Source organism: Pseudomonas sp. ZT5P21 (genome assembly GCF_054897785.1).
Genome location: NZ_CM142705.1, coordinates 1020840 through 1034312, shown reverse-complemented (window position 1 = coordinate 1034312; position 13473 = coordinate 1020840). Strand labels below are relative to the sequence as shown.

Here is a 13473-nt window from a genome sequence, read left to right as displayed (position 1 = left end):
CTTAAACGTCAGCAGCCGGACCGCCGATCGGTGTTTCCGGACGCGGATCCTGCACTGCCGGAGGAGTTCCGGAAGTACCGGTGCCACCCGACCAGTCACGAGGTTCGCGAGGCGTACGACCCGCCATGATGTCGTCAATCTGATCGGCATCGATCGTTTCGTACTTCATCAGGGCATCGGCCATGGCGTCGAGCTTGTCACGGTTATCCGTGAGGATCTGCTTTGCCGTGCCGTAGCACTGATCAATGATGCTGCGCACTTCGGAGTCAATCAGCTTGGCTGTCTCACCGGAGAAGCTCGCACCCTGACCACCACCGCCGCGACCGAGGAACACTTCACTCTCTTCTTCGGCGTACATCAACGGACCGAGTTTTTCCGACAGGCCCCACTTGGTCACCATGTTGCGTGCAATCTGACTGGCTCGCATGATGTCGTTGGACGCACCCGTGGTTACACCGTCGAAGCCGAGAGTCATTTCTTCAGCGATACGACCGCCGTACAGCGAGCAGATCTGGCTGATCAACGCACGCTTGGACAGGCTGTAGCGATCTTCTTCCGGCAGGAACATGGTCACACCCAGCGCACGACCGCGCGGAATGATCGACACCTTGTAAACCGGGTCATGCTCAGGCACGACGCGACCCACAATGGCATGGCCTGCTTCGTGATAAGCGGTGTTCTGCTTCTCTTTCTCGGACATGACCATGGATTTGCGTTCAGCACCCATCATGATCTTGTCTTTGGCTAGCTCGAACTCTTTCATTTCGACGATGCGCTTGCCGGTACGGGCCGCGAACAACGACGCTTCGTTCACCAGGTTAGCCAGATCGGCACCGGAGAAGCCGGGCGTACCACGAGCGATCACGGCCGGAGCGACGTCGTCACCCATTGGCACTTTGCGCATGTGGACCTTGAGAATCTGCTCACGACCGCGGATGTCCGGCAGACCGACCACGACCTGACGGTCGAAACGGCCCGGACGCAGCAACGCCGGGTCCAATACGTCCGGACGGTTGGTTGCGGCGATGACGATGATGCCGTCATTCATTTCGAAGCCATCCATCTCCACCAGCAACTGGTTGAGAGTCTGCTCACGCTCGTCGTGACCACCGCCCATGCCAGCGCCACGGTGGCGACCGACGGCGTCGATTTCATCGATGAAGATGATGCATGGTGCGTGCTTCTTGGCCTGCTCGAACATGTCGCGAACACGGCTGGCACCAACGCCGACGAACATTTCGACGAAATCGGAGCCGGAAATGGTGAAGAACGGCACCTTGGCTTCGCCGGCAATCGCCTTTGCGATCAGGGTTTTACCAGTACCCGGAGGACCTACCATCAGCACGCCACGAGGAATGCGGCCGCCCAGGCGCTGAAACTTGCCCGGATCACGCAGGAACTCGACCAGCTCGCCAACTTCTTCCTTGGCTTCGTCGCAACCTGCAACGTCAGCCAGGGTAGTTTTCACCTGATCTTCAGAGAGAAGGCGCGCCTTGCTCTTGCCGAAGCTCATCGGCCCGCCCTTGCCACCCGCGCCACCCTGCATCTGCCGCATGAAGAACATGAATACGGCAATGATCACGAGGATCGGGAAGCTTGCGACCAGGAGCTGAGTCCAGATGCTTTGCTGTTCAGGCTGCTTTCCTTCGACCACAACGTGGTTATCCACGAGGTCGCCGATCAGACCGTTGTCCTGGATAGCGGGACGGATGGTCTTGAAGCTGTCGCCATCGTTGCGCTTACCGGTAATCACATAGCCATCAACGGCTACGCGCTCGACCTTGCCATCCTTGACCTGCTGGATGAAGTCGGAATAGTTGAGGGTCTGCGGCTCGTTAGGACTGGAGAAGTTGTTCATCACTGTCACCAGGACAGCCGCGATGATCAACCACAGGATCAGATTCTTTGCCATATCGTTCAATTAACTACCCTCTGAAGCAAGCTCCGCTAATGGCGCGCGCTTCGCATGATATTCACCGGCCTAACTTACTACATTACTTACGGCTCTGGCAGGCGCCGTCTGTAACCCTTTGTGAAACACTTTCTACACAATATTCGCTATTTCCCACAGGGCGAAATACGAAAATCCTATCGACCCGCAAAAAAACCTCGATTTACTCACTACGACCGCGGTAGCCCCAAGCCAGCATGTATTGCTCGCGGGAACTGCCACGAGAAGAGTCCGGTTTGATCATCTGGACCTTGTCGAATTTCTGACGAGCGTCCTTCACGTAAGCATCAAACCCTTCGCCCTGAAACACCTTGATCACGAAATTACCACCCGGCTTAAGTATCCGAGCCGCCAGATCAAGAGCCAGCTCACATAGAAACATGGCTTTTGGCATGTCCACCTCAGGCGTACCACTCATATTGGGGGCCATATCGGAAATCACAAGGTCCACCTGCGAATTACCCACGGCTTCAAGGATCTGAACGAGCACTTCGTCCTGGGTGAAGTCACCCTGGATGAAAGTCACGTCCGGAATGCTGTCCATTTCCAGGATGTCCGAGGCGATCAGACGCCCCTGACCACCGATCAGCCTACTAGTGACCTGCGACCAGCCGCCGGGCGCCGCACCCAGGTCGACAACGCTCATACCCGGACGGATCAGCTTGTATTTTTCCTGGACCTCCAGAAGCTTGTAACTCGCACGCGAGCGGTAACCATCCTTCTGCGCCTGCTTCACATAGGGATCATTGACATGTCTTTTCAGCCAACCAAGGCTTGTCTTGGAACGCGCCATTGGGCACCTCGATGATAGGGTCGTGATTAATTGGGCGGATCCACGAACCCTCGGGTAAAATGGCCGCCATTTTACAGAATCCAGACTAAAGGGTCAGATTATGCCGCTCACTCAAGAGCAGAAGAAACAGTACAAATCCATTGGCCACCATCTGAAACCAGTTTTGATTGTGGCTGACAACGGTTTGACTGAAGGTGTGTTAGCCGAATTTGAACGCGCTTTGGCGGATCATGAGCTGATCAAAATCAAGCTCAACATCCTCGATCGCGAATCGCGCCTGGCGTCCATTGCAGAGCTCTGCAAGGCCGGTAAAGCGGATCTGGTTCAAGTCATCGGCAAGATGGCACTGATTTACCGCAAGAACTTCAGCGTCAACAAGCAGCTGTCGAACGTCCATCGCTTCAAGTGATGACAAGGGTCAAGGGTGTGCTTCGCGCACCCTGCCGCTCTGCCCTGACATCGATTGCAGTCGGCGCCCGACCAAAACGGTCCGGCACCGGTAACCAATCAATAAATAACAGCCACGTACCGCCGACCCACGACATCTGAGCCAGCAGCCAAAGCATCGCGCCCGCGCGAAGCGGGCGCCTGCATTCAAATGTGGCGAACCTCGACAATCTCGTACTCGATAACGCCACCCGGCGTCTTCACGGCAACCACATCACCTTCCTCCTTGGCAATCAAGGCGCGAGCGAGCGGCGAGCCCACCGAAATCTTGCCGAGTTTGAAGTCAGCCTCGTCCTCCCCCACGATGTGGTAAGTGACGCGCTCATCCGTCTCGACGTTGGCGATTTCAACAGTGGTGCCAAAAATCACTTTGCCGGTGTGAGGAATGGTCGTGACGTCGATGATGACCTGATTCTGAATCCGGCCTTCGATATCACGAATCCGCGCCTCGACCATACCTTGCTGCTCGCGAGCAGCGTGGTATTCGGCGTTTTCCTTCAAGTCACCCAACTCGCGAGCCGTACCGATGTCCTGGCTGAGCTTCGGACGGACGACCTTGGTCAAGTGAGCGTGTTCTTCTTCCAGGGCTTTCGCGCCCTGGACGGTCATTGGGTATTTGATCATGCCTTCAATCCTGCGTGTAGATCCTGCAAGCGGCGTACGGTCTTCTCGGGACCAAACTTCAGCGCTTCGCAGATGGCTTCGCCAGCAGCAATGGTGGTGGTGCAGTAGATTTTGTGCTGCAAGGCATTACGACGAATGGAGTACGAGTCAGCGATCGACTGACGACCTTCGGTGGTGTTGATGATCAGGGTAACTTCGTCATTCTTGATCATGTCGACCACGTGCGGACGGCCTTCGGTCACCTTGTTCACACGGCGCACTTTCAGGCCTGCGGCTTCGATCAGCTTGGCAGTACCGGCAGTGGCGACCACTTCGAAGCCCAAGTTGATCAGATCACGGGCCACGCCTGCAACCAGTGGCTTGTCGTCGTCACGCACGCTGATGAACGCGGTACCGCCGGTCGGCAGCACTTCGCTGGCGCCCATCTGAGCTTTGGCAAACGCTTCGCCGAAGGTGTCGCCCACACCCATCACTTCACCGGTGGACTTCATCTCTGGGCCGAGGATCGGGTCCACGCCTGGGAATTTGGCGAACGGGAACACCGCCTCTTTCACACTGTAGAAGTTCGGAATGATTTCTTTGGTGAAGCCGATTTCTTTCAGGGTTTTACCGGCCATCACGCGTGCCGCGATCATTGCCAGGGAAACACCGATGCACTTGGACACGAACGGCACGGTACGGGAAGCTCGCGGGTTGACTTCGATGACGTAGATGTCTTCGCCTTGCAGCGCCAACTGAACGTTCATCAGGCCGACCACGCCCAGTTCCAGGGCCATTTTCTTGACCTGTTCGCGCATCTCGTCCTGGATGTGGGCAGGCAGCGAGTACGGCGGCAGGGAGCAAGCGGAGTCACCGGAGTGAACACCGGCCTGCTCGATGTGTTGCATGATCGCGCCGATCACCACGTCGGTGCCGTCGCAGACCGCATCCACGTCCATTTCGATGGCGCAGTTGAGGAAGTGGTCGAGCAGCACCGGGCTGTCGTTGGACACTTTCACCGCGTCACGCAGGTAGCGCTTGAGCTCTTCTTCTTCGTAGACGATTTCCATCGCGCGACCGCCCAATACGTAGGATGGGCGCACCACCAGCGGGTAACCGATCTTGGCGGCGGCACGAATCGCTTCGTCTTCGCTGCGCACGGTGGCGTTTGGCGGCTGACGCAGGTTCAGGCGCTCAACCATCTGCTGGAAGCGCTCACGGTCTTCGGCACGGTCGATGGCGTCAGGGCTGGTGCCGATGATCGGTACGCCTGCTTCTTCCAGGGCGCGAGCCAGTTTCAGCGGAGTCTGGCCGCCGTACTGGACGATCACGCCTTTCGGCTTCTCGACGCGGACGATTTCCAGTACGTCTTCCAAGGTGACTGGTTCGAAGTACAGGCGGTCGGAGGTGTCGTAGTCGGTGGATACGGTTTCCGGGTTGCAGTTGACCATGATGGTCTCGTAACCGTCGGCGCGCAGAGCGAGCGCGGCGTGTACGCAGCAATAGTCGAACTCGATGCCCTGGCCAATACGGTTTGGACCGCCGCCGAGGATCATGATCTTGTCGCGGCCCGACGGTGCGGCTTCGCACTCTTCTTCGTACGTCGAGTAGAGGTAAGCGGTGTCGGTGGCGAACTCGGCTGCGCAAGTGTCAACGCGCTTGTAGACCGGGAAGATTTCCAGCTTGTGACGGTGGCGACGCAGAGCCTTCTCGGTGACGCCCAGCAGCTTGGCCAGACGCATGTCGGAGAAGCCTTTGCGCTTGAGCTTAAACATCAAGTCGCGGTCGATGCTGGCCAGACCCAGGGTCTTGACCTTCTCTTCGTCCTTGATCAGGTCTTCGATCTGCACCAGGAACCACGGGTCGATCATGTTCATGCCGAAGATGTCTTCGACCGACAGGCCGGCGCGGAAGGCGTCAGCCACGTACCAGATGCGCTCGGCGCCCGGCACAGTCAGTTCGCGCTTGAGCACGCTCATGCTTTCCGGGTTGCTCAGGTCGAGCTTCTCGTCGAGACCGCAAACGCCCACTTCCAGACCACGCAGGGCTTTCTGCAGGGATTCCTGGAAGGTCCGGCCGATGGCCATGACTTCACCGACCGACTTCATTTGAGTGGTCAGGCGTGCGTCGGCTTTCGGGAATTTTTCGAAAGCAAAACGTGGCAGCTTGGTGACGACGTAGTCGATCGACGGCTCGAAGGACGCTGGGGTTTTACCGCCAGTGATGTCGTTCGACAGCTCGTCGAGGGTGTAGCCGACAGCCAGTTTGGCTGCGACCTTGGCGATCGGGAAACCAGTAGCTTTCGACGCCAGCGCCGAGGAACGGGAAACACGCGGGTTCATCTCGATGACGACCATGCGACCGGTGTCCGGGCAGATGCCGAACTGGACGTTGGAGCCACCGGTTTCCACGCCGATCTCGCGCAGTACTGCCAAGGAGGCGTTACGCATGATCTGGTATTCCTTGTCCGTCAGGGTCTGTGCCGGCGCAACAGTGATCGAGTCACCGGTGTGCACGCCCATCGGGTCAAAGTTTTCGATGGAGCAGACAATGATGCAGTTGTCCTTCTTATCGCGGACAACCTCCATCTCGTACTCTTTCCAGCCGATCAGGGATTCGTCGATCAGCAGCTCTTTTGTCGGCGACAGGTCCAGACCACGGGCGCAGATTTCTTCGAACTCTTCACGGTTGTAGGCGATACCGCCACCGGTGCCGCCCATGGTGAAGGAAGGACGGATGATGCACGGGAAGCCCAGCTTCTCGAGCACTGCGTTAGCCTCTTCCATGCTGTGGGCGATACCCGAGCGCGGGCAGTCCAGACCGATGGACTTCATTGCCTTGTCGAAGCGCGAACGGTCTTCAGCCTTGTCGATGGTGTCAGCGTTCGCGCCGATCATCTCTACGCCGAACTTCTCCAGAACGCCTTCGCGCTCCAGGTCCAGTGCGCAGTTCAGAGCAGTCTGGCCGCCCATGGTTGGCAGCAGCGCGTCCGGACGCTCTTTCTCGATGATCTTGGCAACGGTCTGCCACTTGATCGGCTCGATGTACGTGGCGTCAGCCATGTCCGGGTCGGTCATGATGGTCGCTGGGTTGGAATTCACCAGGATGACGCGGTAACCCTCCTCGCGCAGGGCTTTGCAGGCCTGGGCGCCGGAGTAGTCGAATTCGCAGGCCTGGCCGATAACGATCGGGCCAGCGCCGAGAATCAGGATGCTTTTAATGTCTGTACGTTTTGGCATGGGTTTGTCACTCAAGTCCGCAGGTCAGTCGGCAAGCCGTCTTGTTCAATCTTTGAAGCCTTGAGGGGGCCGCCGGCTACGGGACCGCCCTCAAGCTTCGCTGCATCAAGGCGAGCGATCAGCGTCGCTTGGCCATTTCGTTGATGAAGCGATCAAACAATGGCGCTACGTCGTTCGGGCCAGGGCTGGCTTCCGGGTGACCCTGGAAGCTGAAGGCGCTCTTGTCGGTACGTTCGATGCCTTGCAGGGTGCCGTCGAACAGCGATTTGTGAATCGCGCGCACGTTGGCCGGCAAGGTCGCTTCGTCGACCGCAAAACCGTGGTTCTGGCTGGTGATCATCACAACACCGCTGTCCAGATCCTGAACCGGGTGGTTGGCACCGTGGTGGCCGTGGCCCATTTTCAGGGTCTTGGCGCCGGAGGCCAGGGCCAGCAGTTGGTGACCGAGGCAGATGCCAAACACCGGAATCTCGGTTTCCAGCACGTCCTTGATCGCCTGGATCGCGTAGTCGCAAGGCTCCGGATCACCCGGGCCGTTGGACAGGAACACGCCATCCGGCTTCATCGCCAGCACATCAGCGGCAGGTGTTTGAGCCGGCACCACGGTCACGCGGCAACCGCGCTCGACCAGCATGCGCAGGATGTTCAGCTTGACGCCGTAGTCGTAGGCAACCACGTGGTACGGCAGTTCGGACGCGTTGATGGTCGCATGGCTGTCGGTTTTCAGGTCCCAGACAGTCGAGCGCCATTCGTATTGCTCTTTGGTGCTTACGACTTTCGCCAGGTCCATGCCCTTTAGGCCAGGGAAACCCTGAGCGGCGGCGATGGCGGCTTCCTCGGAGATGTTGTCACCGGCCATGATGCAGCCGTTCTGCGCGCCTTTTTCACGCAGGATGCGCGTCAGGCGACGGGTGTCGATACCGGCGATGGCCACAACGTTGTTGGCTTTCAGGTAATCGGACAGGGACATCGTGTTACGCCAGTTGCTCGCAACCAGCGGCAAGTCACGGATGACCAGGCCAGCGGACCAGACGCGGTCGGACTCTGCATCTTCCGGCGTGGTGCCGGTGTTGCCGATGTGCGGGTAAGTCAGGGTAACGATCTGTTGGGCGTAGGAAGGATCGGTAAGAATTTCCTGATAGCCGGTCATTGCGGTGTTGAACACCACCTCACCAACGGTTTGACCGTCGGCTCCAATGGCTTCGCCGCGAAAAATGCTGCCATCAGCAAGGGCGAGTATGGCTGGCTTAGTCAAGAAGACCTCCCGTAAATAAAGCCTGAAAGGGCGATCGCAGGTTGTAAAAAAGCGGAGTGACGTATGGACACGTCACCCCGCTTCTTCACCGAATTATTCTGCGCGCTTTTAGTGGACACACTAAAGCTGTAGCTTACAGAAAAAGGCATTTTTGGTCTACCGCCAATGAGCCCTAAAGGCTGGAGAATGCGACAGGACGTCGCTTGGCGTAATAAAACCGGGCCCCAACGCTGGGCTGGAACCCGGTTTCGGGTGCATCTTAACGCAGGTCGAGCACGTCTTGCATGTCGTAGAGTCCAGCCTCGCGACTGTCCAGCCACAACGCCGCACGCACGGCGCCCTTTGCGAAGGTCATGCGACTGGACGCCTTGTGCGTGATTTCGAGGCGCTCGCCCTCACAAGCAAACAGCACCGTGTGATCACCGACCACATCGCCGCCGCGAACGGTGGCAAAACCGATCGTTTCACGCTCACGCGCACCAGTGTGTCCTTCACGCCCGTAGACTGCGACCTTCTGCAGGTCACGATCCAGCGCACCGGCAATTACCTCACCCATGCGCAGAGCGGTCCCTGAAGGCGCATCGATCTTGTGCCGATGGTGAGCTTCGATGATTTCGATGTCCGCATCATCACCGAGCACACGCGCGGCCATGTCGAGCAGCTTCAATGACAAGTTCACGCCGACGCTGAAATTGGCGGCGAACACGATAGGAATGTCCTTGCCCGCCTCGACCAGCAACTGCTTCTGCGCAGCATCGAGCCCCGTCGTGCCGATGACCATGGCTTTGCCCGCCTTGCGGCAGAACGCCAGGTTTTTCAGCATGACTTCGGGGAGCGTGAAGTCGATCAACACATCGAACTCATCCGCCACCGCCTCGACATGACCGGACAACGGCACACCGATACGCCCCAGCGAGGCCAGCTCACCGGCATCCACGCCAATCAGCGTGCTGCCAGGGCGCACGATGGCTGCTGTCAGGCCGGTCAGCGGTGCGCGCTGCTGCACGGCTTCGACCAGGATTTTGCCCATTCGGCCAGCAGCGCCCATCACAGCTATACGTCGCATGCTCACTCCTTACAGATCGCCGAAGAAGCGCTTCACACCTTCGAACCAGCCGGTCGTTTTCGGCGAATGGCTGTTGTCGTCCGCCAGCGAACTGCGGAACTCTTCCAGCAATTCGCGCTGACGACGACCCAGGTTGACCGGTGTTTCCACCGCCACACGGCACATCAGGTCACCGGCACCACCGCCACGCACGGGCGCTACGCCTTTGCCGCGAACGCGGAACTGCTTGCCGGTCTGAGTCCCTTCAGGGATTTTCAGTTTGACCCGACCATCAAGGGTCGGAATCTCCAGTTCGCCGCCCAATGCCGCGTCAACGAAACTGATCGGCACTTCGCAGAACAGGTGCTTGCCGTCGCGCTGGAAGATCGCGTGCTCTCGCACATTGATTACTACGTACAGGTCACCAGTAGGCCCACCCTGAGCGCCCGCCTCGCCTTCGCCGGACAGACGAATGCGGTCACCGGTGTCCACACCGGCCGGCACTTTCACGGAAAGAGTTTTGTACTCTTCGACGCGACCGTCACCGTTACAGGAGCTGCACGGATCGGAAATGATCTTGCCCTGGCCATGGCAGCGCGGACAGGTCTGCTGTACCGAGAAGAAGCCTTGCTGCATGCGGACCTGACCGATGCCGCCACAGGTTGGGCAGGTCACTGGCGAGGAGCCTTTCTTCGCACCCGAACCATCGCACGGCTTGCAGTTCACCAGCGTCGGAACGCGGATGTTCACGGTGGTGCCGCGCACTGCTTCTTCCAGATTCAGTTCCAGGGTGTAACGCAGGTCGCTGCCGCGCTGGGCACCGCCACGAGCACCGCCGCGACCGCCACCGAAGAAGTCACTGAAGACATCACCAAAGATGTCGGAGAAGTTCTGCCCACCAAACCCGGCACCGCCGCCACCCATGCTTGGGTCGACACCGGCATGACCGTACTGGTCGTACGCCGCGCGTTTGCTGGAATCGGACAGCACTTCGTAGGCCTCGTTGGCCTCCTTGAACATCTCTTCCGACGCTTTGTCATCGGGATTACGGTCCGGGTGGTGCTTCATCGCCAGGCGACGGTAAGCCTTTTTCAGGTCCGCTTCGCTCGAGCCACGCTCAACACCCAATACTTCGTAATAGTCACGCTTTGCCATAAGTCTTTGCACTCTTAAGGACGTTCGGCAAACCTCTCCTGAGCCTCGCCAAACTCGTTGAGCCCCAATACAGGCCCGGACCCAACTCACGTCAATTCAACGATCCTGGTCTTTGGTTCATTGCAGTACTTTCGGCTCGAAAAGCAGGAGCATTCCCGGCCATACCGCCAGCGCGAGCGTTGTCGCACGCTGTAAAAATTCGTGTACTCCAGACACGCCAACGCGGGAGCAGGCTCCCGCGCGGCGACATCCTACCAGTCACCGCCTTGAGGCAGTCAACCGGGCGACCACTAACTTACTTGTGGTCTTTGACTTCTTCGAACTCGGCATCGACAACGTCGTCAGCTTTCTCGGCCGATTCGCCTTGCGGTGCAGCGCCTTCAGCAGGCTGAGCCTGTTCGGCGTACATCTTCTGCGCCACTGGAGCGGAGACTTTCGACAACTCTTCAACCTTGGCTTCGATAGCAGCCTTGTCGTCACCTTTAATGGCGGCTTCCAGAGCAACCACGGCAGCTTCGATTGCAGTCTTCTCTTCAGCAGTCACTTTATCGCCAGCGTCTGCGACCATTTTGCGCGTCGAGTGGACCAGTGCATCGCCTTGGTTACGGGCAGCGGCCAGTTCTTCGAACTTGCGGTCTTCGTCGGCGTTGGTTTCAGCATCGCGAATCATCTGCTGAATCTCTTCCTCGGACAGACCGGAGTTGGCCTTGATCACGATCGACTGAGTCTTGCCGGTAGCCTTGTCTTTGGCGCCTACGTGCAGGATGCCGTTGGCGTCGATGTCGAAGGTTACTTCGATTTGTGGCACGCCACGTGGTGCTGGTGGAATCTCGGCCAGGTCGAACTTGCCCAGGGACTTATTCTGGGCGGCTTGCTTACGCTCGCCTTGTAGCACGTGAATGGTCACGGCGCCCTGGTTGTCATCGGCGGTCGAGAACACTTGCGATTTCTTGGTAGGAATCGTGGTGTTTTTCTCGATCAGCGCGGTCATCACGCCACCCATCGTTTCGATACCCAGGGTCAGCGGGCTGACGTCGAGCAGCAGAACGTCTTTCACGTCACCGGCCAATACGGCGCCCTGGATTGCGGCACCCATGGCAACGGCTTCGTCCGGGTTCACGTCTTTACGTGCTTCTTTACCGAAGAATTCGGTCACCAGCTTTTGAACCAGTGGCATACGGGTCTGACCGCCCACCAGGATCACGTCGTTGATGGCGCCAACGTCGATGCCGGAGTCTTTCAGAGCGATGCGGCAAGGTTCGATGGTGCGCTGAACCAGGTCTTCAACCAGTGCTTCCAGCTTGGCGCGGGAGATCTTCACGTTCAAGTGCTTGGGACCGGTGGCGTCTGCTGTGATGTACGGCAGGTTCACGTCGGTCGACATGCTCGAAGACAGTTCGATCTTGGCTTTTTCAGCGGCTTCTTTCAGGCGCTGCATGGCCAGCGGGTCACCCTTAAGGTTCATGCCGCTTTCTTTCTTGAATTCGTCAACGAGGTAGTCGATCAGACGAATGTCAAAGTCTTCACCGCCCAGGAACGTATCACCGTTGGTGGCCAATACTTCGAACTGGTGCTCGCCATCGACTTCAGCGATTTCGATCACGGAAACGTCGAAAGTACCGCCGCCCAGGTCGTAAACGATTACGGTGTGATCGCCTTTCGCCTTGTCCATACCGTAAGCCAGAGCGGCTGCGGTAGGTTCGTTGATGATACGTTTTACGTCCAGGCCCGCGATGCGGCCGGCGTCTTTCGTCGCCTGGCGCTGGCTGTCGTTGAAGTAGGCTGGAACGGTGATCACCGCTTCGGTCACTGGCTCACCGAGGTAGTCTTCGGCGGTCTTCTTCATTTTCTTCAGAATTTCAGCCGAGATTTGTGGCGGCGACATTTTCTGGCCGTTCACTTCTACCCACGCGTCGCCGTTGTCAGCCTTGGCGATTTTGTAGGGGACCATCTTGATGTCTTTCTGTACGACTTCTTCGTCGAACTTACGACCGATCAGACGCTTCACCGCATACAGAGTGTTGTGCGGATTGGTCACAGCCTGACGCTTGGCCGACTGACCAACGAGGATCTCGCCATCGTTGGCATACGCGATGATCGAAGGCGTAGTACGCGCGCCTTCTGCGTTTTCGATAACTTTTGCTTTGCCGTTTTCCATCACGGAGACGCAGGAGTTGGTAGTCCCTAGGTCGATACCGATAATTTTGCCCATGTTCACTCTCCCGAAACTTTGGATTTGGTTGCCGCAGCAGTGGTGGCTAACTGCGGTAGCACTTAAACGCTTGACTTCTAAATGGGGGCCTTGCGGCTAATTTCAAGCCTGCTCGTCAATAGAAGGCGAAACTGGCGCAGGGGCCTTGCTGACCACGACCATGGCCGGGCGTAGCAGACGACCGTTGAGCTGATAGCCCTTCTGGAACACCTTGAGCACGCTGTTCGGCTCGACGTCGGCGCTTTCTTGCATGGCCATTGCCTGATGCTGAATGGCGTTGAACGGCTCCCCATGCGGATCGATTGTTTCCAGCTGATAACGCTTCAGGGTGTCCTGGAACATTTTCAGGGTCAGCTCGATGCCTTCGCGCATTGGACGGATGCTTTCGTCGTCCGGGTTGGACAGCTCCAGACCACGCTCCAGGCTGTCGATGATCGGCAGCAAATCGCCAGCGAATTTTTCCAGGGCGAATTTGTGCGCTTTTTCTACATCCTGCTCGGCGCGGCGGCGGACGTTCTGCAGATCAGCTGCTACACGCAAGGCCTGATCCTGGGCGCCAGCCAGTTGCTCTTCGAGCACTTGTACACGAGCCGCCAGGTCATTACCCGAATCCTGGGCAGCCTGATCGGCGTCTAGATTTTGCGTATCCACTGTCTGTTCGTCAGCCATAGATCTCTCCTTTCAATATCGTCCGCGAGCTCAACTCGCGCTTCTGTCCCGGTATATGGGGCCGCAAAAATCAGCTTCAAGGGGCCTGTTGTGATTAACCCCAC

10 protein-coding genes are annotated in these 13473 nt (G+C 58.1%); 1 reads left to right on the top strand and 9 read right to left on the bottom strand.

Annotation, left to right across the window (positions count from 1 at the left end; genetic code table 11):
• Position 1: 1 nt before the first annotated feature.
• Positions 2 to 1912, bottom strand: coding sequence for an ATP-dependent zinc metalloprotease FtsH (gene ftsH / locus ACYZT9_RS04720; protein ID WP_462008785.1), 1911 nt, complete (start codon positions 1910 to 1912; stop codon positions 2 to 4).
• Between the two features lie 202 nt (positions 1913 to 2114).
• Entirely contained in the window at positions 2115 to 2744 is a 630-nt protein-coding gene (gene rlmE, locus ACYZT9_RS04715) for a 23S rRNA (uridine(2552)-2'-O)-methyltransferase RlmE (RefSeq protein ID WP_462008784.1), read from the bottom strand.
• Between the two features lie 100 nt (positions 2745 to 2844).
• Between rlmE and ACYZT9_RS04710 the strand changes: the two genes are divergently transcribed.
• A complete protein-coding gene (locus ACYZT9_RS04710; protein WP_462008783.1) occupies positions 2845 to 3153 on the top strand; it encodes a YhbY family RNA-binding protein in 309 nt (102 codons plus the stop codon).
• A gap of 185 nt (positions 3154 to 3338) precedes the next feature.
• On the opposite strand, the gene greA is transcribed toward ACYZT9_RS04710, so the two are convergent.
• The 7 genes from greA to grpE form a co-directional block, all read right to left on the bottom strand.
• Positions 3339 to 3815 (bottom strand): transcription elongation factor GreA, encoded by a 477-nt coding sequence (greA, locus tag ACYZT9_RS04705; protein ID WP_150633542.1) that lies wholly within the window; start codon positions 3813 to 3815, stop codon positions 3339 to 3341.
• Positions 3812 to 7033, bottom strand: coding sequence for a carbamoyl-phosphate synthase large subunit (gene carB / locus ACYZT9_RS04700; protein ID WP_462008782.1), 3222 nt, complete (start codon positions 7031 to 7033; stop codon positions 3812 to 3814). The genes greA and carB overlap by 4 nt, the downstream gene beginning before the upstream one ends.
• A gap of 118 nt (positions 7034 to 7151) precedes the next feature.
• Entirely contained in the window at positions 7152 to 8288 is a 1137-nt protein-coding gene (carA, locus tag ACYZT9_RS04695; RefSeq protein ID WP_462008781.1) for a glutamine-hydrolyzing carbamoyl-phosphate synthase small subunit, read from the bottom strand.
• Positions 8289 to 8547: 259 nt separating this feature from the next.
• Positions 8548 to 9354 (bottom strand): 4-hydroxy-tetrahydrodipicolinate reductase, encoded by an 807-nt coding sequence (gene dapB / locus ACYZT9_RS04690; RefSeq protein ID WP_462008780.1) that lies wholly within the window; start codon positions 9352 to 9354, stop codon positions 8548 to 8550.
• A gap of 9 nt (positions 9355 to 9363) precedes the next feature.
• Positions 9364 to 10488 (bottom strand): molecular chaperone DnaJ, encoded by a 1125-nt coding sequence (dnaJ, locus tag ACYZT9_RS04685; RefSeq protein WP_214380584.1) that lies wholly within the window; start codon positions 10486 to 10488, stop codon positions 9364 to 9366.
• 295 nt (positions 10489 to 10783) lie between these two features.
• On the bottom strand, positions 10784 to 12700 hold the full coding sequence (dnaK, locus tag ACYZT9_RS04680; protein WP_462008779.1) for a molecular chaperone DnaK: 1917 nt from the start codon (positions 12698 to 12700) through the stop codon (positions 10784 to 10786).
• 102 nt (positions 12701 to 12802) lie between these two features.
• Positions 12803 to 13369: a nucleotide exchange factor GrpE gene (grpE, locus tag ACYZT9_RS04675; RefSeq protein WP_462008778.1), complete on the bottom strand. Its 567-nt coding sequence runs from the start codon at positions 13367 to 13369 to the stop codon at positions 12803 to 12805.
• Positions 13370 to 13473 lie beyond the last annotated feature (104 nt).